Source organism: Methylobacterium sp. 2A (assembly GCF_009806555.1).
Taxonomy (GTDB): Bacteria; Pseudomonadota; Alphaproteobacteria; order Rhizobiales; family Beijerinckiaceae; genus Methylobacterium.
The window spans coordinates 210,607-234,472 of the sequence record NZ_VUOK01000048.1 but is presented as its reverse complement, the minus strand read 5'-3'; the positions used below and the strand labels follow the sequence as shown (position 1 = coordinate 234,472).

The 23,866-nt window shown below is 69.7% G+C and carries 20 protein-coding genes; 5 read left to right on the top strand and 15 right to left on the bottom strand.

The window, feature by feature from the left end:
* Positions 1 to 207: 207 nt before the first annotated feature.
* The 4 genes from FVE89_RS22410 to tsaD all read right to left on the bottom strand — a co-directional run bounded on the left by FVE89_RS22410 (position 208) and on the right by tsaD (position 5,469).
* Positions 208 to 2,295 carry a catalase gene (locus FVE89_RS22410; RefSeq protein WP_160536477.1) on the bottom strand — a complete coding sequence of 696 codons (2,088 nt, stop codon included), beginning with the start codon at positions 2,293 to 2,295 and terminating at the stop codon, positions 208 to 210.
* Positions 2,296 to 2,540: 245 nt separating this feature from the next.
* The gene (locus FVE89_RS22405; RefSeq protein ID WP_160536476.1) at positions 2,541 to 3,533 is read right to left on the bottom strand and encodes an NAD(P)H-dependent glycerol-3-phosphate dehydrogenase; all 993 of its coding nucleotides are present in this window, start codon (positions 3,531 to 3,533) and stop codon (positions 2,541 to 2,543) included.
* Positions 3,530 to 4,381 carry a GNAT family N-acetyltransferase gene (locus tag FVE89_RS22400; RefSeq protein WP_160536475.1) on the bottom strand — a complete coding sequence of 284 codons (852 nt, stop codon included), beginning with the start codon at positions 4,379 to 4,381 and terminating at the stop codon, positions 3,530 to 3,532. The genes FVE89_RS22405 and FVE89_RS22400 overlap by 4 nt, the downstream gene beginning before the upstream one ends.
* Positions 4,378 to 5,469 carry a tRNA (adenosine(37)-N6)-threonylcarbamoyltransferase complex transferase subunit TsaD gene (gene tsaD, locus FVE89_RS22395; protein WP_160536474.1) on the bottom strand — a complete coding sequence of 364 codons (1,092 nt, stop codon included), beginning with the start codon at positions 5,467 to 5,469 and terminating at the stop codon, positions 4,378 to 4,380. Before tsaD ends, FVE89_RS22400 begins: the two co-directional genes overlap by 4 nt.
* Before the next feature lie 271 nt (positions 5,470 to 5,740).
* On the opposite strand from tsaD, the gene ggt reads away from it, so the two are divergent.
* Complete coding sequence (ggt, locus tag FVE89_RS22390) at positions 5,741 to 7,522, top strand: gamma-glutamyltransferase (RefSeq protein ID WP_160536473.1); 1,782 nt, start codon at positions 5,741 to 5,743, stop codon at positions 7,520 to 7,522.
* Positions 7,523 to 7,652: 130 nt separating this feature from the next.
* Here ggt and purD read toward each other — a convergent pair whose 3' ends face one another.
* From purD to FVE89_RS22375, 3 genes are all read right to left on the bottom strand, one after another.
* The gene (gene purD / locus FVE89_RS22385) at positions 7,653 to 8,927 is read right to left on the bottom strand and encodes a phosphoribosylamine--glycine ligase (RefSeq protein WP_160536472.1); all 1,275 of its coding nucleotides are present in this window, start codon (positions 8,925 to 8,927) and stop codon (positions 7,653 to 7,655) included.
* Between the two features lie 96 nt (positions 8,928 to 9,023).
* Positions 9,024 to 9,362, bottom strand: a complete 339-nt coding sequence (locus tag FVE89_RS22380) for a hypothetical protein (protein WP_160536471.1) — start codon at positions 9,360 to 9,362, stop codon at positions 9,024 to 9,026.
* 73 nt (positions 9,363 to 9,435) lie between these two features.
* Complete coding sequence (locus FVE89_RS22375; RefSeq protein WP_160536470.1) at positions 9,436 to 10,656, bottom strand: oxalate decarboxylase family bicupin; 1,221 nt, start codon at positions 10,654 to 10,656, stop codon at positions 9,436 to 9,438.
* Between the two features lie 170 nt (positions 10,657 to 10,826).
* Between FVE89_RS22375 and FVE89_RS22370 the strand changes: the two genes are divergently transcribed.
* Entirely contained in the window at positions 10,827 to 12,098 is a 1,272-nt protein-coding gene (locus FVE89_RS22370; protein WP_160536469.1) for an efflux RND transporter periplasmic adaptor subunit, read from the top strand.
* A gap of 184 nt (positions 12,099 to 12,282) precedes the next feature.
* Here FVE89_RS22370 and FVE89_RS22365 read toward each other — a convergent pair whose 3' ends face one another.
* The 3 genes from FVE89_RS22365 to FVE89_RS22355 all read right to left on the bottom strand — a co-directional run bounded on the left by FVE89_RS22365 (position 12,283) and on the right by FVE89_RS22355 (position 14,644).
* On the bottom strand, positions 12,283 to 12,540 hold the full coding sequence (locus FVE89_RS22365) for a hypothetical protein (protein WP_160536468.1): 258 nt from the start codon (positions 12,538 to 12,540) through the stop codon (positions 12,283 to 12,285).
* The gene (locus FVE89_RS22360; RefSeq protein WP_160536467.1) at positions 12,540 to 12,818 is read right to left on the bottom strand and encodes a PepSY domain-containing protein; all 279 of its coding nucleotides are present in this window, start codon (positions 12,816 to 12,818) and stop codon (positions 12,540 to 12,542) included. Before FVE89_RS22360 ends, FVE89_RS22365 begins: the two co-directional genes overlap by 1 nt.
* A 386-nt stretch (positions 12,819 to 13,204) precedes the next feature.
* Positions 13,205 to 14,644 carry a phosphatase PAP2 family protein gene (locus tag FVE89_RS22355; protein WP_160536466.1) on the bottom strand — a complete coding sequence of 480 codons (1,440 nt, stop codon included), beginning with the start codon at positions 14,642 to 14,644 and terminating at the stop codon, positions 13,205 to 13,207.
* 339 nt (positions 14,645 to 14,983) lie between these two features.
* On the opposite strand from FVE89_RS22355, the gene FVE89_RS22350 reads away from it, so the two are divergent.
* Positions 14,984 to 15,625, top strand: a complete 642-nt coding sequence (locus tag FVE89_RS22350) for a DUF47 domain-containing protein (protein ID WP_160536465.1) — start codon at positions 14,984 to 14,986, stop codon at positions 15,623 to 15,625.
* A 15-nt stretch (positions 15,626 to 15,640) separates the two neighbouring features.
* Positions 15,641 to 16,630 (top strand): inorganic phosphate transporter, encoded by a 990-nt coding sequence (locus FVE89_RS22345; RefSeq protein WP_160536464.1) that lies wholly within the window; start codon positions 15,641 to 15,643, stop codon positions 16,628 to 16,630.
* On the opposite strand, the gene ugpC is transcribed toward FVE89_RS22345, so the two are convergent.
* From ugpC to FVE89_RS22320, 5 genes are all read right to left on the bottom strand, one after another.
* Complete coding sequence (gene ugpC / locus FVE89_RS22340) at positions 16,600 to 17,700, bottom strand: sn-glycerol-3-phosphate ABC transporter ATP-binding protein UgpC (RefSeq protein WP_160536463.1); 1,101 nt, start codon at positions 17,698 to 17,700, stop codon at positions 16,600 to 16,602. The two genes, FVE89_RS22345 and ugpC, sit on opposite strands and share 31 nt — an antisense overlap.
* Positions 17,700 to 18,536 (bottom strand): sn-glycerol-3-phosphate ABC transporter permease UgpE, encoded by an 837-nt coding sequence (gene ugpE, locus FVE89_RS22335; protein WP_202131004.1) that lies wholly within the window; start codon positions 18,534 to 18,536, stop codon positions 17,700 to 17,702. The genes ugpC and ugpE overlap by 1 nt, the downstream gene beginning before the upstream one ends.
* Positions 18,533 to 19,414: an ABC transporter permease subunit gene (locus FVE89_RS22330; RefSeq protein WP_160536461.1), complete on the bottom strand. Its 882-nt coding sequence runs from the start codon at positions 19,412 to 19,414 to the stop codon at positions 18,533 to 18,535. Before FVE89_RS22330 ends, ugpE begins: the two co-directional genes overlap by 4 nt.
* Before the next feature lie 27 nt (positions 19,415 to 19,441).
* Positions 19,442 to 20,785, bottom strand: coding sequence for a sn-glycerol-3-phosphate ABC transporter substrate-binding protein UgpB (ugpB, locus tag FVE89_RS22325; RefSeq protein WP_160536460.1), 1,344 nt, complete (start codon positions 20,783 to 20,785; stop codon positions 19,442 to 19,444).
* A 276-nt stretch (positions 20,786 to 21,061) separates the two neighbouring features.
* The gene (locus FVE89_RS22320) at positions 21,062 to 22,399 is read right to left on the bottom strand and encodes an acyltransferase (protein WP_160536459.1); all 1,338 of its coding nucleotides are present in this window, start codon (positions 22,397 to 22,399) and stop codon (positions 21,062 to 21,064) included.
* 37 nt (positions 22,400 to 22,436) lie between these two features.
* On the opposite strand from FVE89_RS22320, the gene FVE89_RS22315 reads away from it, so the two are divergent.
* Positions 22,437 to 23,849 (top strand): O-antigen ligase family protein, encoded by a 1,413-nt coding sequence (locus FVE89_RS22315; RefSeq protein ID WP_160536458.1) that lies wholly within the window; start codon positions 22,437 to 22,439, stop codon positions 23,847 to 23,849.
* Positions 23,850 to 23,866: the final 17 nt, after the last annotated feature.

The following is a 23,866-nucleotide window of genomic DNA, read 5'->3' as shown; positions in this document are numbered from 1 at the left end:
TTCCGACCCAACGCGGTCATTCACGCGCGGCCGTGCGGATCCCCGAGAGCGGACGGATGTTCCGCCGCTACGACGCCCGTAATGCGCCCGCCTGGTCGTTTGGCGGTCGACGGCGACTCCGTCATGACCGTGGGCGCCTGAGACGCCCGTCGCGGAACAGCGGCCGCTCGGAGGCGACGGGCGTACCAAGCGGCCGCGTCCTTCACGTCACGCCAGAGTGCGGACCTTGGGCTCGCGGTCCCAGTAGCGCTTCTTGGCCGCCTCGACGAAGCCGCTGAGGTCGGTCACGCCCTCGTCCGCCTCGACGCCCGCCTTGTCGAGCAGGGGCTTGGCGGCGGCGCTCGCGCCGATCGCCTTCAGATGTCCGAACGCATCCATCACCCATTGCACCGCCGCCGCTTCCTTCACGAGCTTGGCTGCGGCCTTCTCGGACAAGATCACCGCGCAGGCATCGACCGTCACCGACGGCTGGCCGAACAGCTGCGCATCCGCGGCGACGGCCGAGCCGTCCGACAGCGGCACCTTGCCGACCTTCGGGGCGATCGTCATCGCGTGGCCGCCCTCCGCCTGGATCGCCTTTTTCAAGGCGTTCAGTTCGGCGGCATCCGTGCCGTCAGCGATCAGGATGCCGACGCTGCGCCCTTCCAGCGTGTGCCGCTCCAGCGGGCCGCGGATGATGCGCAGGGCCGGCGACGGCGCCATGTCGAGGACTGGCGCAGCGGTCGGGGAGGCAGGGGGCAGATCCATCGCCAGCCCGTCGGCGACGCGCGCCGCCAAGTCTTCGTCGACGTTGCGCAGGTTGGCGAGCATCTGCAGCCGGATATGCTCCAGGCTCACCTTGGACAGCTCGAACACCAGCGCGGAGGCGATATGCGCCTGTTCGGCGGGGTCCATCGAGCGGAAGAACAGCCGCGCCTGGCTGTAGTGGTCGGCGAAGCTCTCCGGCCGGATGCGCAGCTTCTGCCCCTCCTCGTCCGACGGGAAGGTCTTGTAGCCCTTGGCCGCGTCCTCGCGGGCGCCGCCCGGCTCACCGGCTTTGGCGAGGCTGTTGGGCTCGTAGTTGGCGCGGCCCTTCGGCACGGCCATCTGCATGTGGCCGTCCCGCTGCTGGTTCATGAACGGGCAGCCGGCCGCCGCGGCCCGCCCCTTCGCGGCGTTGATCGGGAGCTGGTGGAAGTTGACCGACCCCAGACGCGACAGCTGCGTGTCCGTGTAGCTGAACAGCCGGCCCTGGAGCAGCGGATCGTTGGTGAACCCGATGCCTGGCACGATATGGCTCGGCACGAAGGCCGCCTGCTCGGTCTCTGCGAAGTAGTTGTCCGGGTACCGGTCGAGGACCATCTTGCCGACGATCCGGACAGGCAGCACCTCCTCGGGGATGATCTTGGTCGCGTCGAGGACGTCGTAGGGCTGACTGTTGGCGAAGGCCTCGTCGAACAGCTGCACGCCGAGTTCCCAGGTCGGGTAGTCGCCACGTTCGATCCGCTCGAACAGGTCGCGCCGCTGAAAGTCCGGGTCGGCCCCGGCGATCTTGACCGTCTCGTCCCAGATCGTGGAGGCGAGGCCCGCCTTCGGCTTCCAGTGGAACTTGACGAAGGTGCTCTTCCCCTCCTTGTTGATGAACCGGAACGTGTGCACGCCGAAGCCCTCCATGTTGGCGAAGGTGCGCGGCAGGGTGCGGTCCGACATGGCCCACATGATCATGTGGGTCGACTCGGGCATGAGGCTGATGAAGTCCCAGAACGTGTCGTGGGCGGTCGCCGCCTGCGGGTAGCCGCGGTCGGCCTCCATCTTGGCGGCGTGGATCAGGTCCGGGAACTTGATCGCGTCCTGGATGAAGAACACCGGGATGTTGTTGCCGACGAGGTCCCAGTTGCCCTCGCGTGTGTAGAACTTGACGGCGAAGCCGCGCACGTCGCGGGGCGTGTCGATCGAGCCTGCACCGCCCGCCACGGTCGAGAAGCGGGTGAACACCTCGGTGCGCTGCCCCTTCCGCTGGAACAGGTCGGCGATGGTGACGTCCGCGAGGCTCTCGGTGCACTCGAAATAGCCGTGCGCCGCGGATCCCCGTGCGTGAACGATCCGCTCCGGGATCCGCTCGTGATCGAAGTGGTTGATCTTCTCGCGGAAGATCTCGTCCTCGAGCAGGACGGGGCCGCGCGGTCCGGCTTTCAGCTGGTTCTGGTTGTCGGAGATCGGCGTACCGTGGTTGGTCGTCAGCACGGGGTGATCGGCATCGGCGGTCTGGTGCGTCTCGCCGCCGTTCCCGGCGTCGCGTGAGGTCAGTTCGGTCATGGCAGCCCTCCTTGGCTGGGGCCAACTCAAAGCGGAGCCGTTGGTTTCACCCGCCGTTCGATAGCCCCGAAGACGTGATCGCGGTCAGGTCACGCGCGGACCAACGCCCTGGTTGCGATGGCCGCCGCATATCCGCGCGCCGCACTTGCAGCCTGTTTGACGCTCGAAAGCCGACAGGCGGAAAACCACCCCACGCGGCCATTCCAACGATCGGACCGCGTGTGGCTTGAACGTCGGGCAGCCCGCTAATCCGTCTCCCCCCGCAGCGGTCGCGCCAGCAGTCCGGCCACAACGTCATCGACTCCGGCCGTGCCCGCCACGATCGCCGCGACGGCCTGCGCCACCGGCATCTCGACGCCCTGCGCGGCCGCGAGCCCGGCGAGCGCCGCGGCCGTGAACGCGCCCTCGGCGAGCTTGCCGCCCGCGGCCTCCTCCGGAGGCGCCCCGGCGCCGAGCCGCTGCCCGAAGGCGAAGTTGCGCGATTGCGGCGAGGAGGCGGTCAGCACGAGGTCGCCCAGCCCCGAGAGACCCATCAGCGTCTCGGGCCGCCCTCCGAATCCTTTCGCGAAGCGCATCAGCTCGGCGAAGGCGCGGGCGATCAGCGCCGCCCGGGCGCTCTCGCCGAGGCCGCGCCCGGCCACGATCCCGCAGGCGATGGCCAGCACGTTCTTGCCGGCCCCGCCGATCTCGACGCCGCGCACGTCGTCGGTGTGGTAGAGGCGCAGGCTCGGCCCCGAGAGCAGCGCCGACAGGGACGCGGCGAGGCCGGGATCGGCCGCCGCCAGGGTCACCGCGGTGGGCAGGCCGCGGGCGACGTCGGCCGCGAAGCTCGGGCCCGACAGGACCGCGACGGGCGTGTCCGGCGGCAGGACCTCCGCGGCCACGGCGCTCATGAAGCTGTCGGTGCCGCGCTCGATCCCCTTGGCGCAGAGGATCACCGGCCCGGCCGAGGCCAGGGGCGCGCGCAGGGATTCGAGCACCCCGCGCACGGTCTGGGCCGGCACCACCAGCAGGGTCGCCCGGGCATCGGCGAGTTTTTCCGGGTTCGCCGTCGCGTCGATGGCCGGATGGAGCGGGACGCCCGGCAGGTAGCGCGGGTTCTCCCGCTCGGCCTGGAGGGCGGCGGCGGCCCGTGCGTCGCGCAGCCAGAGGGTGACGGGATGCCCGGCCGCCGCGGCGGCGTTGGCGAGCGCCGTGCCCCAGGCCCCACCGCCGACGACGTTGATCGCAGCGCTCATGCCGTGACCTCAGAGAATTCGAGCCGATAGAGGCGGTGGAGGCGCAACGGCCCGTCCGGCACCGCCGGATGCGGAAAAGTTCCGGCCGGGACCATGCCGAGGCGCTCCATCACCGCCCGGGAGCGGTCGTTTCCGGCGGCCGTATAGGCCACGACGGCGCGGAGGCCGCAGCGCCCGGCAAGGTCGGCGAGCGTCAGCCGCGCCGCCCGGGTGGCGATGCCGCGGCCCCAGGCGTCCCGCGCCAGACGCCAGCCCAGTTCGGTCGTCGCGCCGACCCGCTCGCCGCCCGGGAACGGCATGGCCCGCATGATCCGGAAGGCGCCGACGAAGCCGGCGAACCGCCCGTCCCGCTCGACGGCCCAGGGTCCAAAGCCGTCGGCCACGAAGCGCAGATCGTGGGTGCGCGCCTCGGCGGCGCTCTCCGCCTCGGTCCGCGGCCGCGGGAGATAGGCCATCACCGCCGGGTCGGCGTTGAGCGCCGCGAAGGGCGCGGTGTCCTCCGGATGCCAGCGGCGCAGGATCAGATCGCCGTCCCGGAGGGAATCGGGAATTGCGGCGCACGCGATCTTGCCGCGCCACGCCAGGGAGCGGCGGTTCAGGAGGGCGAGATCTGCCTGGCCGGCGAGCACGGCCTCGCCCAACGCGATGGCCGCTTCCAACCGATCGAGCGGCGTGTTGACGTGGGCCGGCGGGCGGACATGGTCGCGCCAGGGGCCGCCGCAGGTGTTGTCGAGGAGGATCCGCGCGAAGCAATGGTCGAGGCGCACCGGCCAGTCCGGCCGGGCGGCCCCGGGCAGGCGGCGCTCGACCAGATCGCGCCAATACGCGCGCCGCGCCGCCTCACTCATCCGGCCTGAACCGCCGCGGCGGCCGGATCGGCCGAGAGCGGCCAGCGCGGCCGGGCCGGGGCGGTCAGGTCGTCCACCAGGCCGAGGCGCAGGCGCTCCAGACCGGCCCAGGCGATCATCGCGCCGTTGTCGCCGCAGAGCTGCAGGGGCGGGGCGACGAAGCTCAACCCCGCCTCGCCGGCGAGCGCGGCGAGCGCCCGGCGCACCGCGCCGTTGGCCGCCACGCCCCCCGCGGCCACCAGGGCGGTCGGCCGCCCGGCCACGCCCGAGAAGGCGCGGAGCGCAACCCGGGTGCGGTCGACCACGACATCGACCACCGCGGCCTGGAAACCGGCGCAGAGATCGGCGACGTCGCGCTCGGCGAGCGGGGCGATTCGTTCCGCCTCGATCCGCAGGGCGGTCTTGAGCCCGGAGAGCGAGAAGTCGGCCTCGCGCCGGCCCAGCATCGGCCGGGGCAGGGCGAAGCGCTCGGGATCGCCGGCCTCGGCCATGCGCTCGACCTCGGGGCCGCCGGGATAGCCGAGGCCGAGGAGCTTGGCAGCCTTATCGAAGGCCTCGCCGATGGCGTCGTCGATGGTGGAGCCGAGCCGGACGTAATCGCCGACGCCGCGCACGGCGAGAAGCTGGGTGTGGCCGCCCGAGACCAGCAGCAGCAGATACGGGAAGGCGATTCCGTCGGTCAGCCGGGCCGTGAGGGCGTGGGCCTCCAGATGGTTCACGGCGAGCAGCGGCTTGCGGGTCACGAGCGCCAGGGTCTTGGCGGTGACGAGGCCGACCAGCACGCCGCCGATCAGCCCCGGCCCGGCCGCCACCGCGATCCCGTCGAGATCGGGCAAGCCGATCCCTGCCTTTTCGAGGGCGCGGGCGATCAGGCGGTCCAGAACCTCCACGTGGGCGCGGGCGGCGATCTCGGGCACGACGCCGCCATAGGCCGCGTGCTCGGCGATCTGGCTCAGCACCTCGTTGGCGCGGATCTGCGCGAGGCCGTCCGCGTCGATCGAGACCACGGCGGCTGCGGTCTCGTCGCAGGTGGTCTCGATGCCGAGCACGGTTGTCTGCACGCGTTGGATCTCCTCGTTCGGCTGCATTCTACCCGCCGCCGGCCCCGGCGCGAAGGCGGGGCCTGATCTGAACCGGTCTTTCCATCCGGATCCGCATCCTGACAAGCCGTGAGCCGAACGGCGTCCCGGCCCGTGCCGATGGGATTTTCGGCGCCCTTCGGCCCGCGATACGGGGCAGGGCGACGAAGCGTGCGGTCGCGGCCTGGATGACGTGAGGATGCTGCTGCGTTGGGCGACAGCGACTCTGGCGTGTGATCCCCTATATGGCGGCGCGGAACCCGCACCGGAGAGGGCAGGGATGATCGCACCCGCACGCGCGCTGACCCTGGCCGCCCTGCTCGCCTTCGGCATCCCCTTCGGCAGCACCCCGGCCCGGGCCGCCTCGGGGCCGGCCGTGGAGGCCGGGAACGGGATGGTGGTCTCGTCCCAGCGCCTCGCCTCGCAGGTGGGCGCCGACATCCTGAAGGCCGGCGGCAACGCCGTCGATGCCGCGGTGGCGGTGGCCTATGCCGAGGCGGTGGTGAACCCGTGCTGCGGCAATCTCGGCGGCGGCGGCTTCCTAGTGCTGCATGCGGCCGACGGCCGGAGCCGCTTCATCAATTTTCGCGAAACCGCCCCGGCGGCGGCCACCCGCGACATGTATCTCGACGCCGCCGGCAACGTCGTGAAGGGCGCGAGCCTGCGCGGCTGGAAGGCGGCCGGCGTGCCCGGGACGGTGCTCGGCCTGAACACGGCGCTTGCTCGCTACGGCACCCTGCCGCTCGCGCAGGTGATGGCGCCGGCGATCGCGCTCGCCCGTGACGGGTTCGTGCTGACCCGCGGCGACACCGACATCCTCGAATCCGGCACCAAGCTGTTCGCCGGGCAGGAGAACGTCGCCCGCATCTTCCTGCGGCCGGACGGGACTCCCTGGCGGCCCGGAGACCGGCTGATCCAGGCGGATCTCGCCCGCACCCTTGAGGCCATCGCCGGGCACGGCGCGGACGCGTTCTACAAGGGCGCGATCCCGCAGGCCGTGGAGGCAGCCTCCCGGGCGGGGGGCGGCCTGCTGAATGCGGCCGATTTCGCGGCCTACACGGTGACCGAGTCGGAGCCGCTGACCTGCCGCTACCGGGGCGCGACGATCCTGTCGGCGCCCCCGCCCTCGTCCGGCGGCGTCACGCTCTGCGAGATCCTCGGCATCCTCGACGGCTACGACCTGCGGGCGGCGGGGTTCAACTCCGCCCGCACCGTGCACCTGATGGTCGAGGCGATGCGGCGCGCCTATGCCGACCGCAACCTGCTGCTGGGCGACCCGGCCTTCGTCGAAAATCCCGTCGCCCGGCTGCTGTCGCCGGCCTATGCGGAAAAACTCCGGGCCTCGATCCGGCCGGACCGGGCGACCCCCTCGGCCGAGATCCACCCGGATCCGGGCCTGGAGACGCACGAGAGGCCTGAGACCACCCACATCTCGGTGATGGACAAGGCCGGCAACGCCGCCTCGCTCACCTACACGATCAACGGCTATTTCGGCGCCGGGGTGATCGCCGGCGACACGGGCTTCTTCCTCAACGACGAGATGGACGATTTCACGGTCAAGACCGGGGTGCCGAACCTGTTCGGCCTCGTTCAGGGCACGAAGAACGCGATCCAGCCGGGCAAGCGTCCGCTCTCCTCGATGTCCCCCACGATCGTGCTGCGCGACGGCAAGGTGGGGCTGGTGGCGGGCTCGCCGGGGGGCTCGCGGATCATCACGATCAACGCGCAGACGCTGATCAACATGCTCGACTTCGGCATGGAACCGCAGGAGGCGGTGGACGCCCCGCGCATCCACCATCAATGGCTGCCCGACACGGTCTATGCCGAGCCCTTCGCGCTCTCGGCGGATACGAAAGGGATCCTGCGCGGCATGGGCCACACGATCGTCGAGCAGAAGCCCTGGGGCGCGGAGGAGCTGATCGCGGTGCGCGCCGCCGCGCCGGACGCCCCGGAGGCAGCCTCGTCGGGCAACGACGCCTCGCGCACGCAGCGCATGCGCCCGGGCCTGCTCTACGGCGCCAACGACAACCGGAGGCCGGCCGGGGCGGCGGTGGGGGAGTAACGGGTTCCCAAAGGGCTCAGCCCTTTGGCGGGGTTTGGGGCGGAGCCCCGAAGCTCGGGCTTCGCCCCGGCCCAGCAGGGTTCCACCCTGCACCGGCAAAAGGTCGAAGACCTTTTGAAACCGGGACTTTTCAGCCCTGTCCGGCCTCCCGCGCCACGGCCCGATAGCCGATGTCGCGCCGGCAGAACCCTTCCGGCCAGTCGATCCGCGCCACCGCCGCGTAGGCGCGATCCTTGGCATCCGTGACGCTGTCGCCGAGCGCCGTGACCGCCAGAACCCGGCCGCCATCGGCCAGCAGCTGCCCGTTCTCGGCCCGGGTGCCAGCCTGGAACACGTGGACGCCATCGCCCTCGGCCGCCTCGATGCCCCGGATCACCGAGCCGCGCACCACGGCCCCGGGATAGCCGGCCGCCGCCATCACCACGGTGAGGGCAGCGCGGTGGGCGTCGAATTCGAGGCTCACGCCGGAGAGGTCGCCGTCGCAGGCCGAGAGCAGGGCCGGCACGAGGTCGGAGGCGAGGCGCGGCATCAGCACCTGCGCCTCGGGGTCGCCGAAGCGGGTGTTGTACTCGATGAGCTTCGGGCCGTCCGCGGTGAGCATCAGGCCGGCATAGAGGATGCCGGTGAACGGGCAGCCCCGCGCCCGCATGCCGGCGAGCGTCGGCGCGATGATCTCCGCCATGACCCGGGCCTCGATCTCCGGGGTGACCACCCGGGCCGGGGAATAGGCGCCCATGCCGCCGGTATTGGGACCGCGGTCGCCGTCGAACACGCGCTTGTGGTCCTGCGCGGTGCCGAGCGGGATCGCCCGGGTGCCGTCGCAGAGTGCAAAAAAACTCGCCTCCTCGCCGAACAGGCATTCCTCGACCACCACCTCGGCGCCGGGCTCGGCGAACAGGGCGGTGAGCGCGTCCTCGGCCTGGTCCAGGGTCTCGGCGACGGTGACGCCCTTGCCGGCCGCGAGCCCGTCGGCCTTCACGACGATCGGGGCGCCCTGCTGGCGGACATAGGCCAGGGCCGGCTCCAGCGCGGTGAAGCGCGCGAAGGCGGCGGTCGGGATGCCGCAGGCGGCGCAGAGATCCTTGGTGAAGCCCTTCGAGCCTTCGAGCCGGGCGGCGTCGCGGGTCGGGCCGAAGGCGCGGATCCCGGCGGCCTTCAAGTCATCGACCAGCCCGGCGACCAGGGGCGCCTCGGGGCCGACCACCACAAGGCCGATCGATTCCGCGGCGCAGAAGGCCGCCACCGTGGCGTGGTCGGTGACCGTCAGGTCGGGCCGGTTGGTGCCGTGGCGGGCGGTGCCGGGATTGCCGGGCGCCGTGAACAGCCGGGTGCAGAGGGGACTCTGGGCCAGTCGCCAGGCCAGGGCGTGCTCGCGGCCGCCCGAACCGATCAGCAGGATATTCATGCGTACGCCACCATGAACCCAGGTTCTGGGCGAAGCCTGCTGGCGGGGAAAGGTTTTTTTCGGGCTTTCCCCGCTCTGCGCAGGTTTCCCGGCCGCTCAGCAGCCGGTGCACACGCTCGTGTTGATGCCGCCGCCGCGCCGGACGAACCCACGGGTGCCGACATGGCGCCCGACAAGATGCCCCGCTTGGTGGCCGCCATAGAGGCCCCGGTAGGGCAGGACCGGCCCGAAGGACTCGAACTGGACGTTGCGCTGGATCGACTGGTTCAGCGTGTTGTAATCCGTGACCCGCTGCTGGTTGAGCGTGCGGATCTGGCTCTGCAGGGCGAACGAGGCATTGGCCGCGTTCGGATCGTTCTGCTGCACCTGCGCCCGGGCGGTGCCCGCCGGAAGGGCGAGCGCCAGGGCAAGCAGCGCGCGGGATGCGGCGCGCATGGGGCTCTCCGTAAAAGGGATCGATCCGTCTACACGGTCGACGTATCGAGGTCGCGCCAAGTTCCGGGGCGCGTCAACCGGGCACAACCGGCGATTTGGTCTCCGACAGGGCCTCGACCTGCTTCGGATCCATCCCGGTATGGGCCTCCACCAGGGGATGCGGGGTCAGCGCCAGCCATTGGGTCAGCGAGATGTCGGCGTAGCGCGGGCTCTTGAACATCTCCAGGAAGGTCAGCGTCGTGTCGCCGGTATTCTCGATGTAGTGGCCCATGGCGAAGGGCACGTAGCCGACGTCGCCGGCCTGATAGTCGAAGGTGCGGGCCTTCGACTCGGAGCCGAACACCGTCATCCGGCCCTGGCCCGAGAGGTAGTACTGCCACTCGTCGCCGTTCGGGTGCCAGTGCAGCTCGCGCAGGCCGCCGGGCTCGACCTCGACCAGGGCCGCCGCGATGGTCACCGAGGCCGGGAACACCGTGGAATCGGTGATGCGCACGCTGCCGCCCTTGGTCCGGAGCGGCTCCTGCGCCAGCATCCGGTGGCTGAAGCTCTTCGGCACCGGCCCGGAGCCGCCCATCTTGTCGGCCGCGAGCGGCCCCGGCATCGGGCCGGGGAAGATGTAAAGCTCCTTCTGAGGAACCTTGGCGAAGGCGCTCTCCGGCAATCCGAAATTCTTGGCCAGGATGTCGGTCGGCGTGTGCGCCAGCCAGTCGGTCAGCAGGAAGGTGGAATCCTCCGAGAAGGCGCCGTCGTCGAACACGAGCAGGAACTCGCAGCCATCGACCCCGTCGGCGGAAAGCCCCTGGATCGAGTGGGGGATGCCGCCCGGGAAGTACCAGAGGTCGCCCGCGCCGACATCGTCCGCGAAGGTGCGCCCGTCCTGATCGATCGCGGTGATCCGGGCCTTGCCCTTGATCATGTAGGCCCACTCGGCCTCCTTGTGCCAGTGCATCTCGCGGACCGCGCCGGCCTTGAGCCGCATGTTGACCCCGGCCATGGCCTTCGAGACCGGCAATTCGCGGATCGTGGTCTGGCGCGCCCAGCCGCCCTTCTCCAGCCGCATGTGGCTGTCGGTGAACGACCATTTCAGGTTGGGCATCGTGCCGTGGTCGGTGGCGGGCGGGGCCAGGGTGAAGGGCTCCTCGCCGGCCCGCGGCTTGTTGCGCGGCCCGAGGATGTCGGCGCCCTTGTCGCCGCGCTCGGGCAGAACCGGATCGGAGGATTGCGCCGCCGCGCGGGACGCCACCATCGCGCCCCCGGCCGCGGCGATGATGGCGCGCCTGGAGATCTCGGTCATCGTCGCTCGAACCCTGCTGTTTGGGTCAATAACGGAGTGCGGGACCGGAGGATCCGGTCCGGATCGTGCAGTGCGGCATCTCGCCCGGACCCGGTCCGCGGACTATATGATGAACACAGCACCGGGCGGGCACTTGGCCCGCGGTGGGGCGCAGCGCGCCCGAGGGCAGGATGGCGGACCGGGATAGCTCAGCCGCAGACCAGGCCCGGCCGCCCGCGCGGAGCGGCCGTATCTGGCTCGCGGTGCTGGTGCTGGCCGGCGCCGGCCTCCTCGGATACCGCTTCTGGCCGGACGCGTCCCGGGCGGCGAGCCCGCCGCAATCCGCCGAGATCAAGCCGCCTTCGGTACGGGTGGCCAAGGCCGCCCGGGCCTCCGGCCCCCTCAGCCTCACCCAGACCGGCACGACCCAGGCCTTCGACACGGCCAATCTCTACCCGCGGGCGACCGGCTACATCGTCGAGCGCAAGGTCGATATCGGCTCGCACGTGAAGAAGGGCGACCTGCTGTTCCGGATCAGCGCCCCCGATCTCGACCAGCAGCTCGTCCAGGCCCAGGCACAGGTGGTGCAGCTCCAGGCGGCGCTGATCCAGGCCCGCGCGATGGTCGATCAGGCCGAGGCCAACCGTCACCTCGCCGATGCGAACAACCGGCGGACCTCGACGCTGGCCGGCACCGGCGTCGAGACCCGGCAGAACGCCGACACGTCGCAGGCCGGGGTTCTGACCCAGACCGCCAATGTCGACGCCGCCAAGGCCGCCGTGAAGGTCGCCGAGGCCAACATCGCCGCCCAGGAGGCGCAGGTCAGCCGGCTCGCGGTGCTGACCGGCTTCGAGGAGATCCGCGCGCCGTTCGACGGGGTGGTGACGGCGCGCAACAACGATGTCGGCGACGCGGTCACGGCGGACACGAACGCGGGCGCGCCGCTCCTGACGCTGAACCGGGACGACGTGCTGCGCATGGCGGTGAACGTGCCGCTCTACGCCGCCGACGGCGTCCGCGACGGGCTCGACGCGCGGGTCGAGGTGGCGCAGATCCCCGGAAAAATCTTTCCCGGAAAGGTCTCGCGCTCGTCGACGACGCTGCTTTCTTCCGCGCGCACGCTGGTCACGCAGGTCGATATCCCGAACCCCGACGGCGCGCTCCGGCCGGGGCTCTACATCACCATCACGCTGGAGATCCCGCGGGTCGCGCCCGCCGTGAGCGTGCCGAGCGACGCCCTGATCTTCGACCAGCACGGGACCCGCGTGGCGGTGATCGAGACGGGGGCGGACGGCAGCACCGTGGCGCGGATGCGCCCGGTGACGATCTTCCGCCAGACCCGGACGGCTCTGGAATTGCGCGCGGGCCTGACCGGGGACGAGCGCGTGGTGGTGGGGCCGCCGGCCTCCCTGCGCGATGGCGACAGGGTCACGCCGCAGCCGGAGGGCAAGGCGGGCACGTGAGCGGGCGCGCCGGCCGGCGCAGCGCCGCGATCGCACAGGATACCTGCGACGTCTCTGCGCGGAGCCTCCGCGGGGCACCGCAGTCGGGCGTGGCCCGGCGTTGCTCCGCGTACAATCCCGTTTCCCCATCACGGACGCGGGAGCAGGGTCGCGCGAGCCCGACCGGCAGCCCTCCCGCGGGCGCTCACACGAGCCGCATCTCACCGGGCTTGAGGCCGAGTTGTCGAGCGAGATCGCGCGACAGAGCGCCCACCACGTCCACCGCCATGTCTTCCGTCGCCAGGGCGCGGACCTGGCTCAGGGCGGTCTCGGCCGACACGGCCAGCACGGCGTAGACGCGGACGGCCTCGCGCTTCTGGTGCACGGCGATCAGGTACGCCGTACGCTTTTCCTTCTTGCGGAGCGGACCGTCGTCAACGCCGTCCAGCGTGAACTTGGGCATCAATCGTCATCATCGTCGGGCTTCTCTCCGGTGACGGCGCCGGTCCTGGGATCGACGTGGACCTCCATCGGCACGCCGGTCTTCAGACCCTCGCCTTCCCGATGTCCGTCATCGGCTCTCACCCGGATCACCGAAGTACAGCCCGCCTCGAACAACATCCGCTTCACCCGCTCGACCGGCATCCGGTCCGGTCCAGGCCCGTCCTTCCTGGCCAACGCCGGCTCAACGCAGCCGAGTGCCGGCGCCACGGGGAGCGACACGCGCGCAGCGGATTCCATTGACCGCCTCCATTTCTGACCGCGTCCGATAACGGGCGGCGTGCGGAGCAGTTGCGGCCTGGATGTGGGCGTGGACGGACGGTGCCCCTGACGCTCTCGGCGCCGATGAGGCCGGCACGCCGCCTGAGCGTGCCGAGCCCGTCGAAGGTCGAGACGATCGTGGCTCGGGCGCTTTCGCGCCGAAGTGACCATGGGTTCGGCGCGAAAGCGCGTCACAAAGGCTTGGGACCACAAAGGCTTGGGACCACAAAGGCTTGGGACCGCCCACCCTGGCAAGGCGACCGGGCGCGGTCCCAGGCGGGCGGGAACAGACCGGCCTGTAGGTGCACAAGGCTGCGGCCTTGAACAGGCGCTCGAGACCGAATCAGGCCGCCGCGAATGCACGGTTACCGATCGCGCCGTGCCGGCGACGGGTCGATCGCCTCGGTCCTCGCTCTGGTCGCGGCCAGTGCGGCTGCACGACCTGCGGCTGCGTAGAGGTTGAGCTGTGCGTACACACCGAAGCTTGAGCCATCGTCCAGGAAGCCGCCACCGGGTCCCTCGGTCTCGGTCAGGATCGCGTTGGCTTCGGCAAGCGTGATCGTGGGAAACGCGGCGGTCAGGAGATGCCCGGCCTCCGGCGCGAGCGTGCCGACATCCTCCCGCCCATCGGCCGTGTTCCGGTGCACGACCGGTAGACCGTAGGTTTGCGTGGCGTTGTAGAGGGCCTCGTTGGCCGCCGGGTCCTTGAAACGCCCGTCATCGGCTGCGGCGCAGGCCGCGACGGTGTCGCCGCAAGCGTCCCTGAGCACGGCGTCGAGATCGGCCCGAGCCGACTTGAGCGCCGCCGGATAGTCGGTGATGACGATCTCGCGGTTCGATGCGTGGCTCATCTCGTTGAGGACAGCGGGATTCTTGCGGGTCTGCCCGACATAGGCCGGATCGTTGGCGAGGAGATGAGCGACAGCGTGCAGGGCCGTGGCCCGGCCTCCGAGCACGTCCATCGCGTAGTGCGCCCCCACGACGATGCGGTTGTTGCCGTATTCGGCGGCTCGGGCGATCATCTGCTGGTATCGATCGGGCACGAGGATCGCGAGGACCATTGCCTCGGTGTAGCCGTAGGTGGTGTGACCGCTCGGGTATGAGGGACTGTCGAACAGGTTCTGGTTGGGGCCGCGGAGCCAATCGAGGCTGTGCGAGGGACGACCGAAATAGTCTTCACTGCGGAAGGCGATCAGGCGCGGCTCGGTCTGAAACGGGCGGGCATTGCCGTAGGAATCGGCTCCCGGGCTGCCGGCCGGGCGCCCATAGGCCTTACCGAACACATCGGTCACGCCGCCCTTGGCGGTGAGGATTGCCGTCGCCGCCTCGGACACCGGATCCTTGCCGTTCGTCGTCGCGTTGGCGAAAAAATATTTACCTGCGTTCGAGTCGGATTTGGCGATGGTGTTCGTATATCCGATAAAATCAGCGACCGATTGGGATATGCTCGTGAAGGTCTTGAAATCCTTGTACTGGGCTCTGCCCTGATAGGCGGCCCCGAGTTTTGATCCGAGGCCATCGGCGAGTTGGGCGGCATTGCCATCGGTGATGAAGCAGTCGCGCAGCGCAAGCTTCTGCTGCTCCGGGAACGACATGAGGATTGGCTGCTGGAGAGCGCCGGTCTGGATGTCGCCCGTAACCTTGAGGTTCGCGTCCAGGGCCGCCTTGCCTTCGGGCGCGTTGGGGAGCGCAGCCACCGGGGCGAGTCCGGCCAGAGCGGTGAGATTGGGCGGCGATTGCGCCTCCGCGCGCAGCGGTATCAGCGTGAGGGCGACGATGAGAACGTGTTCGGCAAATCTGGTCATCGGATGAGGATAGCGCCGCTATCGTCGGCGAATAGGGACGCATGCGCGCCATCCGCCGACCTCCGGTCGATCGGCCTTCAGGGCACGGCCGGCAGCCGATGTCGGCCGACGCGCGGGGCGCGGAACCGAACCCCAGACGGTGCCCGAAGGGCTCCCGGAGGCCGGGCTGTTCGAGGCGCCCGGTGGAAATCGCACGCGGCGTCGGTGGCCAAACCCTAGCCGGCTGCAGATCCGCCCTTACCTTGGCGGGTTGATACCTCGAAAACCTGATTGCCGCCGTGGGCAGCCGAGAACGACCGCGGTCTCAGGGACGATCACACCGCAACACCGGGGCTTCGCATGCTGGGTTGGTTCCGCGCGCTCATGCCGAAGGAGGATCGCTTCTTCGACCTGTTCGAGCGCCATGCCGCCACGCTCGTGGACGGCGCGGCCGCGCTGCGGGCGCTGCTCGATGGGACGCAGGACGTGTCGCTGGCCTGCCGCGCGATCGCCGAGCATGAGGACAAGGCCGACGTGATCACCCGGGACGCCCTGCTCGCGGTCCGCAGAACCTTCATCACGCCCTTCGACCGCGGCGACATCCAGGCCCTGGTGACCGCCCTCGACGACGCCATCGACCAGATGCTCAAGACCGCCAAGGCCGTTCAGCTCTTCGAGGTGACGACCTTCGAGCCGGCGATGCGCGAGATGGGCACCGTGATCCAGGAGGCCGCCTCCGTGGTCGCCGAGGCTCTCCCGAAGCTGCGGTCGCTGGGCGAGAACGCCACTGCGCTGAACGCCCTGACCGAGCGGGTCATCCAGCTGGAGGGCCGCGCCGACGACCTGCACAATGCCGGGCTGAAGGCGCTGTTCAAGGCCTCCCGGCAGGAGCCGATGGCCTTCCTGGTCGGGTCCGAACTCTACGACAGCCTGGAGAAGGTCATGGATCGGTTCGAGGACGTGGCGAACCAGATCAGCAGCATCCTCGTCGAGCACGTCTGAGCCGACGGCCCGCGCGTGACGCTCCTGATCCTCCTCATCGCCGTCGCCCTGGTCTTCGACTTCCTGAACGGGCTGCACGACGCCGCCAACTCGATCGCCACCATCGTGTCGACCCGGGTGCTGGCGCCGCGCTACGCCGTGTTCTGGGCGGCCTTCTTCAACTTCGTGGCCTTCCTGGTCTTCGGCCTGCACGTCGCCGGCACGGTCGGGTCCGGCATCATCGACGTCGCGCTGGTGAATGACCGGGTGATCCTGGGCGCGCTGGGCGGCGCGATCACCTGGAACCTGCTGACGTGGTATGCCGGCATCCCGTCCTCCAGCTCGCATGCCCTCATCGGCGGCCTCCTGGGGGCCGGCATCGCGAAAGCCGGGCTCGGCGCCATCGTCTGGCCTGGCGTGATAACCACGAGCGCCGCCATCGTGCTGTCGCCGGCTTTGGGCTTCGTACTCGCGCTGCTGCTCGTGCTCGGCGTGTCGTGGATCTTCGTGCGCTCCACGCCGGTCGCCGTGGACGGACTGTTCCGCAACCTGCAATTCGTCTCGGCCTCGCTCTACTCCCTGGGCCATGGCGGCAACGACGCGCAGAAGACCATGGGCATCATCGCCGTGCTGCTCTACGCCCACGGCGAGGGCAGTGGCGGGTTCCACGTGCCGCTATGGGTGGTGCTGTCCTGCCAGTCCGCCATGGCGCTCGGCACCTTGCTCGGCGGCTGGCGCATCGTGCACACGATGGGATCGAAGATCACGCGGCTGACGCCCATGCAGGGCTTCTGCGCCGAGACCGGCGGTGCGCTGACCCTGTTCGCCGCCACGGCGTTCGGGATCCCGGTCTCGACCACGCACACGATCACCGGGGCGATCGTCGGCGTCGGCGCGGCGCGGCGGGTCTCGGCGGTCCGCTGGAACGTCGCCCAGGGCATCGTGGTCGCCTGGGTGGTCACGATGCCGGCCGCCGGTCTGGTCGCGGCCCTGATCTACGGCGTCGCCGGCCTCGTGCTGCCGTAGGCCGGCTCCCGGGCCTCCATCCGAAGGCCGGTCGCCTGGTCGAAGATGTGGAGTTGCGCGGCGGGGAACGCGACCTGGATGGTGTCGCCCACCGGCGTGCCGTTCGCGATCCTGAGCGTCAGCGACGCCTCGCCCGGACGGCCGGCATGCACCAGCATCTCGGACCCGAGGAGTTCAACGACCTCGACCGGCCATGTCGTGCCCGCCGCGTCGAGCACGACATGTTCCGGGCGGATGCCCAGGACCACGGGGAACCCGTCTGGCCGGTCGAACCGCCGCGATCCGAGGTCGATGTCGGTGCCCGCGACCGTCACCCGCGTGCCGTTCCGCCCGAGCCGGCCGGGCAGCAGGTTCATCGCGGGCGAGCCGATGAACCCCGCCACGTAGGTGTCGGCGGGGCGCTCGAAGACCTCGGCCGGCGTCGCCAGCTGAACCGGCACGCCCTGGTGCATCACGAGCAGACGGTCGCCGAGCGTCATCGCCTCGACCTGATCGTGCGTGACATAGAGGCTCGTCACCTTCAGCCGGCGCTGGAGGCGGCGGATCTCGCCGCGCATCTGCACCCGGAGCTTGGCGTCGAGATTCGACAGGGGCTCGTCGAACAGGAAGAGTTTCGGGTCGCGGACGATGGCGCGCCCCATGGCGACCCGCTGGCGCTGGCCGCCGGACAGCTGACGCGGCTTGCGCTCGAGCAGCGCCTCCAGGCCCAGCAGGGCCGAGGCCGCATCGACCTTCGCGCGGATCTCGGCGCGGGGCAGGCCGCGGATCTTCAGCCCGTAGGCCATGTTCTCGAACACGCTCATATGCGGGTACAGGGCGTAGTTCTGGAACACCATGGCGATGTCGCGCGCCGACGGGTCGAGATCCGTGACGTCGCGCCCGTCGATCAGGACGCGCCCGGCGGTCGGCGTCTCCAGACCCGCCACGATGCGCAGCAGGGTGGATTTCCCGCAGCCCGACGCGCCGACGATCACCAGCATCTCGCCGTCCGCCAGGGCGAGGTCGACTCCCTTCAGGATCGCGTTGCTGCCGAAGCTCTTGCGCAGGCCGTCGAGTTTCAGGCCCGCCATCACTTGTCGCCCTCCGTCAGGCCCTTCACGAACCAGCGCTGCATCAGGAGCACCACCGCCACGGGGGGGATGAGCGCCAGCACCGCCGTCGCCATGACCTTGTTCCATTCGGTCGCGGTATCGACGCCGATCATCTTGACGATGCTGATCACCACCGTGTCGAGCCTGGGATCGGTCGCGACGAGCAGCGGCCACAGGTACTGGTTCCAGCCGTAGACGAACAGGATCACGAACAACGCCGCGATATTGGCACCCGAGACCGGGATCAGGATGTCCCGCAGGAAGCGCAAGGGCCCGGCCCCATCGATCCGCGCCGCCTCGACGAGCTCGTCCGGGACGGCGAGGAAGGTCTGGCGAAACAGCAGCGTCGCCGTCGCCGAGGCGATGAGCGGTATCGTCAGGCCCGTGAAGCTGTTGATCAGATCGAGGGAGGACATGACCTGGAAGGTCGGGATCAGCCGCACCTCGACCGGCAGCATCAGAGTCAGGAAGATCAGCCAGAAGGCCGCCATGCGGAACGGGAAGCGGAAGAAGGTGACCGCATAGGCCGAGGGCAGCGACAGGGCGATCTTGCCGAACGCGATCGCGAGCGCCATCCCGGCCGAGACGAGGAGCGCCCGCCAGACCGGCCCGGCCCCCGCCGAGCCGTTCACCAGCACGTCGCGGTAGACCCCGAGGCCGGAGAGGTTCGGGACGAGCGAGACCTCGCCGCGGGCGATCGCGGCCGAATCCTGGGTCGAGCCGGCGATCGCGATCCAGATCGGCAGGGCGAAGAGCAGGATCGCCAGAATCAGCACGGCGTGGGGGATCAGGTTCAGCGCTCTCCGGGGCATCAGGTGACGGCCTTCCGCCCGAGGAACCGGAACTGCAGGGCGCAGAGGACGATGACGCCGGCCATCAGCACCACCGATTGGGCCGAGGACGCGCCGACATTCGCGTTGACCACGCCGTCGAGATAGACCTTGAGGACGAGCGTCTGGGTCGATTGCCCCGGCCCGCCGCCGTTCACCGCGTAGACCGTCGCGAAGGTGTCGAAGGCCGCGTAGACGAGATCGACGACGAGCAGGAAGTAGACCGTCGGCATCAGCAGCGGCAGGAGGATGGTGCGGAACCGGCGCAGGCCCCGGGCGCCGTCGATGCGGGCCGCCTCGATGATCGTCTTCGGGATGGCCTGGAGGCCCGCCAGGAAGAAAATGAAGTTGTAGCTGATCTGCTTCCAGGCGGCGGCCAGGATCACGAGCGCCATGGCCTGGGTGCCGTCGAGCTTGTAGTCCCAGGCGATCCCCATCCGGTTCAGCCACGCGCCGACGAGGCCGATCTGCGGGTGAAACATCAGCACCCACAGCACCGCCGCCATGGCGGGCGCCACCGCGTAGGGCCAGATCAGCATCGTGCGGTAGAAGGCGCGGCCCCGGATCTCGGTATCGGCCAGGACGGCGAGCACCAGCGCCACGCCCATCGAGACCGCGGTCACGCAGGCGCAGAACACGACCGTCCGCCCGATCGCCGCGCGATAGAGCGGATCCGCGAACAGGTCGGTGAAATTGTCGAGCCCGACGAATTCCGTGCTGGTGCCGAAGGCGTCCTCGCGCTCCAGGCTCGATTTGATCGCCTGGACGGCCGGCCACAGGAAGAAGACCACCGTCAGCACGAGCTGCGGCAGGATCAGCAGGGCCGGCAGCAGCCGGCCGGGGAACAGCGTCCGTCGTTCCATGCCTGGAGAGCCTTCCGATCCGCCGCGTCAGCCGCGCGCGGATTTCTGGAAGTCGCGCAGCACCCGGTTGCCGCGCGCGGCGGCGCTGTCCATTGCGGCCTGCGCGGTCTGCTGGCCCTGGAGCGCCTTCTCGATCTCCTCGTAGAGGATCGCGCGGATCTCCGGCAGGCGGCCGAGGCGCAGGCCGCGCGAGTTCGGGGTCAGGTCCCCGCGGGAGAGCTGCCGCGCCGGCACGTCGGTGCCGGGATTCCTGTCGAAATAGCCCGCCTGCTTGGTGGCCTCATAGCCCGCGAGCGTCACCGGGACGTAGCCGGTATTCTGGGCGTAGAGGGCGACCTGCTCGGGCTTCGCGATGAAGGCGTAGAAGGCCGCGACGGCCTTGTACTCGGCCTCGGTGCGCTTGGGCGCCGTCATCGCCCACAGGCTGGCGCCGCCGATGATCGAGTTGTTCGGCCGCGGGTTCAGAGCCGGCTCCGTCGGCAGGAAGGTCTCGGCGTAGCGGAACGTGGCGTTCTTGACGATGTCGGCGCGGCCCGACGACGAGCCGAACCCGATCGCGGCCTGACCGGAATAGAAGATCGCGTCCGGTGCCGTGTCGCGGCCGGTATACTTGAAGGCCCCGTCCTTCGACAGGTCCATGAAGCGCTGGAGCTGGTCGACGAAGGGTTTTGTGTTGATCAGCAGTTCCGCACCGAGGCCGTCATAGCCGTCGTTCTCGGTGGCGTAGGCGAGGTTCTGGATCGCGGCGTATTCCTCGAACTGGATCCAGGTCATCCAGGCCGACGTGCTCGCGATCGGTGTGGGCGCCTTCGAGGCGAGGGTGCGGGCCGCCTTGGCGTAATCGTCGTAGGTGGCCGGCGGCGTGTCGGGATCGAGCCCCGCCTTCTCGAAGGCGTCGCGGTTGTACCACATCACCGCCGTCGAGGAGTTGAACGGCATCGAGGCGAGCTTGCCGTCCGGCAGGCTGTAATAGCCGCGCACGCCGGGGATGTAGGCCTTGGGATCGAGGCCGAATCCGGTCTCCTCCGCGAGCTTCCAGGCCTGCTTGATGGCGGGGCCGGCCTGCAGCATCGTGCCCGTGCCGACCTCGAAGATCTGGACGATGTGCGGCGCCTTGCCGGCGCGGTAGGCGGCGATCGCCGCCGTCAGCGTCTCGGGGTAGGTGCCCTTGAACACCGCCCCCAGCGTCACCTCGGATTGGCTCGCGTTGAAGGCGCGCGTCAGACGGTCGACCTCCTCGCCGTTCGCGCCCGACATCGCGTGCCAGAGCACGATGGGCGTCCTGTCCCCGGCCGCAGCCGAGGCCGCCGGGCGAAGCGCAGTCCATGCGGCGAGACCGCCGACGCCGGCCAACAGGACGCGACGATCCATCCAATTTTCTCCCTGTAGCGGGATCGACACGCCCGTTGACGTCAGGCTTGCGACGCGAGTCCGCGAAAGCACCTGTATCCGAGGACACGATGCTCGTTGTTCCATCATGCACGGACCCGATGGCAGAATAAAGCAGCCGGCGAAATGGCGCCGCGGCCCGACCCCAGCTGTTTGATCGCAGGGTTTGATCCGGCTCCAGCAAGCCTGGGCGGTCTGGTCGCCGAAGACGCCCGGCGTCGGCCGGTCGGGATTCGGTCGGCCTTCCGAACCCCGCCATCAGGGCGACGGCGGCGCAGTGACCGCGGGCGGCTGGCGCGGACGGAACCGGCCGGTCAGCATCGTCCGCAGCAATCGCTGTACCGGCGTCTCGATGAACCGCCAGATCAGGGCCGAGCCGACGAACAGGACGAGGATCGTGAGGCCGAGGGCGGGCAGGCGGCCGCAGGACGGGGCGAGCCGTTCCAGCATCACGTAGCCGATTCTCTGGTGGATCAGATACATGGGATAGGTGGCTGCACCGAGAAGGACCGTCACGCCGCGTCGCGCGCGCATCGGCGGCCGACGCAGAGCTGCGACGACGATCGCGATCACCGCGACGTTCAGCACCGCCCCGACCCGGACGTCGAAATCCGTTCCGGCATAATAGGCCCGATGGTACCGGATCTCGTCCGCGCCCTGGATCAGGACCAGCGGCAGGATCAGCCCGAGAAACACGGGAAAGCCCGCAGATCTTGATTTATAGAATATCTCGTATATCGTTATTCCTGCTGCAAAATAGGCGCTGTATTTCGTCAAAAACAGGTACGATAGGATGGCGTTTTTCCAGATGCATATGTTCAAGACCGAGACGACCATCCAGGCCGCAACGATCGCGAGCGTGTATCGTTCGTACGCGCATGTCGTCTTGAGGAGGAAGATCCAGGCGTAGAAGATGAGCTCGCAGACAATCGACCAGTAAACGCCGTCGACGAATTGCGCGTGGAAGGCCGGTGCGGCGATCGCCAGATTGGCGAGCCATTGCGCGCCGTCGAGGGCCTGGCCCTGCGGGCCGAGTGCCCAAAGGACGAGGAAGCTGAACGACATGCAGAAGAGAAAGCCGGGATAGATGCGCGTGGCCCGCGCGACCAGGAACGCACCGGCGCTCCGGGTCTCGGCAGAGTAGCTGATCACGAACCCGCTGATGACGAAGAAGAGCTCGACGCCGAGATAGCCGTACTTGGTGACGAAGTGGATGTCTTCGAGCGAGAACGTCGTCATGCCGTCCCGGGCGGCGCCCCGGAAAGTGTAGTGATAGAGTATGACGGCGAGGCACGCGACGACCCGCAGGATGTCGAGGGTCTCGAAATGGGCCCGCTCGGTCGGCGCCCGACCCGAGGCGCTGCCGTCGCTCGGCGCCGGCGCTTGGCTTGACGCTGGCGCATCGCCTGGCGCGGAGATCGTTGTCATGGTCGGATTACCGGAGGCGGTCGATTTCGGCCCACCGCCATGATTGCGCCTGTGCGGGCCTGCGCAATCGCGCCATCGGCGTAGCCCGGAATTGCCGTCCCTCAGCCATCGGGCGGGTTGCAGGCCCCTGCGCACGGCTTCATCCTCGCACAGGGCCGGCAGCCACACGGGTTCGCGTCGGCGCGGGCAGCGTGCGGAGAGGCGTATGCCGGTTCTCGACCCGGAAGCCGGTACGGACGAGGCCTGGTGGCGCGACGCGGTCCTCGCGTTCGGGCTCCTGCTGTCGGCGGCGTCCCAGCTCAGGATCGGCAGCCTCCCGATCGGTCCGGGCGAGTTGTGCCTTCTGATCTGGATTTGCGCGCACGTCTACGGAGCGGTCTTCCGGAGCCCGATCGTGCTTCCACCTGCGGCCGGCCGCATCCTGGCCTTCTGGGTGTTCTTCGCCGGTACGCAGTCGCTCGGGCTGCTGACGGGCCTCGCGCTCAAAGACCATCAGGATCAGGCCCACATCGTCCACGATGTCCTGGCCTTCTCCATCGTGGCCGCGGTGAGCAGCCTGTGCCTCGCCAGATCGAACGCATCGGAGGGGCTGCGCCGGACGGCCTGCCTCGTGACGCGGATCGGGGGTGTGTCGCTCGCCTGCCAGATCGCCTCCGGCCTCCTCGATCTCCGGGTCCCAGGGCTCGACGGCTGGTACTGGGACCGCTTCCGGGGCTGGTCGGACAACCCGAACCAGCTCAGCCTGCTCTGCACGGCGCTCGTCCTCATTGCGGCCTACGCGGCCGAGACCGCCTTCGGGCGGCGGGAACGACTCGTGCTGCTGCTGTGGGGAACGCCCGCCGTCGTGGCCGGGCTCATGACGAAGGGCAACTCCTTCCGGCTCGCCCTCGTCGTCGCGCTGGCCGCCTTCACCCTCGCCAAACTGCGCCGCTTCCTTGTCGGCGGCTACGCGCGCGCGCCCTATCGGTTCACCGTCGCCGTCCTGGCGATTGGCTTGGCGGTGCCGCTCGGCCTCGCGGGCGCGCTGCTCCTGCACGCGGTGAAACTCGAGAGCGTCGCCAAGGACATCTCACGGGACGCCGATCAGACGCTCGATGAGGCCGCCGTCCGCGTCTATCTCTGGGGCGGCGCGATCCAGAAGGGCTTCGACTCCTACTTCCTTGGGCTCGGGCCGTCCTCGCACGTCCCTGTTCCGCCCGAAGTCGTGGCGCGCCAGAAATGGGCGCGGACCGAGACCGAAGCCGGCCTGGGCAGTGGCGCCGAGCACGGCGAGTCCATGGAGTCCCACAACACCTATCTCGAACTCTTCAGCCAGGGCGGCCTGCCGCTCCTCCTGGGCTTCGTGGCCCTGATGCTCAGCACGATCCGGCAGAGCTACCGGCCGGACGTGGCCAGCCTCACGGCCATGATCGCTTCTCTCATGCTGTTCAGCGTCTTCCACGTGACCTTGCGCCATCCCATCGTGTGGTTCTGCATCTGCCTGGTGCAGGCCGGTCCCCGGCGCCTTCCGGGCCGGCACGCCGCCTCGGGCCGATCGCCGCGCCGGCTCGCACCGGTCACGACCGGAACCGCCCCCTTCGCGTCCGGTGCTTTCGGGCCGCCCCTCATACGGGACTGACGACAGGGCCTCCGGCC

Coding starts and splice junctions, on each gene's coding strand:
- FVE89_RS22410 (WP_160536477.1), bottom strand. CDS start 2,295: ATGACCGAACTGACCTCACGCGACGCCGGGAACGGCGGCGAGACGCAC.
- FVE89_RS22405 (WP_160536476.1), bottom strand. CDS start 3,533: ATGAGCGCTGCGATCAACGTCGTCGGCGGTGGGGCCTGGGGCACGGCG.
- FVE89_RS22400 (WP_160536475.1), bottom strand. CDS start 4,381: ATGAGTGAGGCGGCGCGGCGCGCGTATTGGCGCGATCTGGTCGAGCGC.
- tsaD (WP_160536474.1), bottom strand. CDS start 5,469: ATGCAGCCGAACGAGGAGATCCAACGCGTGCAGACAACCGTGCTCGGC.
- ggt (WP_160536473.1), top strand. CDS start 5,741: ATGATCGCACCCGCACGCGCGCTGACCCTGGCCGCCCTGCTCGCCTTC.
- purD (WP_160536472.1), bottom strand. CDS start 8,927: ATGAATATCCTGCTGATCGGTTCGGGCGGCCGCGAGCACGCCCTGGCC.
- FVE89_RS22380 (WP_160536471.1), bottom strand. CDS start 9,362: ATGCGCGCCGCATCCCGCGCGCTGCTTGCCCTGGCGCTCGCCCTTCCG.
- FVE89_RS22375 (WP_160536470.1), bottom strand. CDS start 10,656: ATGACCGAGATCTCCAGGCGCGCCATCATCGCCGCGGCCGGGGGCGCG.
- FVE89_RS22370 (WP_160536469.1), top strand. CDS start 10,827: ATGGCGGACCGGGATAGCTCAGCCGCAGACCAGGCCCGGCCGCCCGCG.
- FVE89_RS22365 (WP_160536468.1), bottom strand. CDS start 12,540: ATGCCCAAGTTCACGCTGGACGGCGTTGACGACGGTCCGCTCCGCAAG.
- FVE89_RS22360 (WP_160536467.1), bottom strand. CDS start 12,818: ATGGAATCCGCTGCGCGCGTGTCGCTCCCCGTGGCGCCGGCACTCGGC.
- FVE89_RS22355 (WP_160536466.1), bottom strand. CDS start 14,644: ATGACCAGATTTGCCGAACACGTTCTCATCGTCGCCCTCACGCTGATA.
- FVE89_RS22350 (WP_160536465.1), top strand. CDS start 14,984: ATGCTGGGTTGGTTCCGCGCGCTCATGCCGAAGGAGGATCGCTTCTTC.
- ugpC (WP_160536463.1), bottom strand. CDS start 17,700: ATGGCGGGCCTGAAACTCGACGGCCTGCGCAAGAGCTTCGGCAGCAAC.
- FVE89_RS22330 (WP_160536461.1), bottom strand. CDS start 19,414: ATGGAACGACGGACGCTGTTCCCCGGCCGGCTGCTGCCGGCCCTGCTG.
- ugpB (WP_160536460.1), bottom strand. CDS start 20,785: ATGGATCGTCGCGTCCTGTTGGCCGGCGTCGGCGGTCTCGCCGCATGG.
- FVE89_RS22315 (WP_160536458.1), top strand. CDS start 22,437: ATGCCGGTTCTCGACCCGGAAGCCGGTACGGACGAGGCCTGGTGGCGC.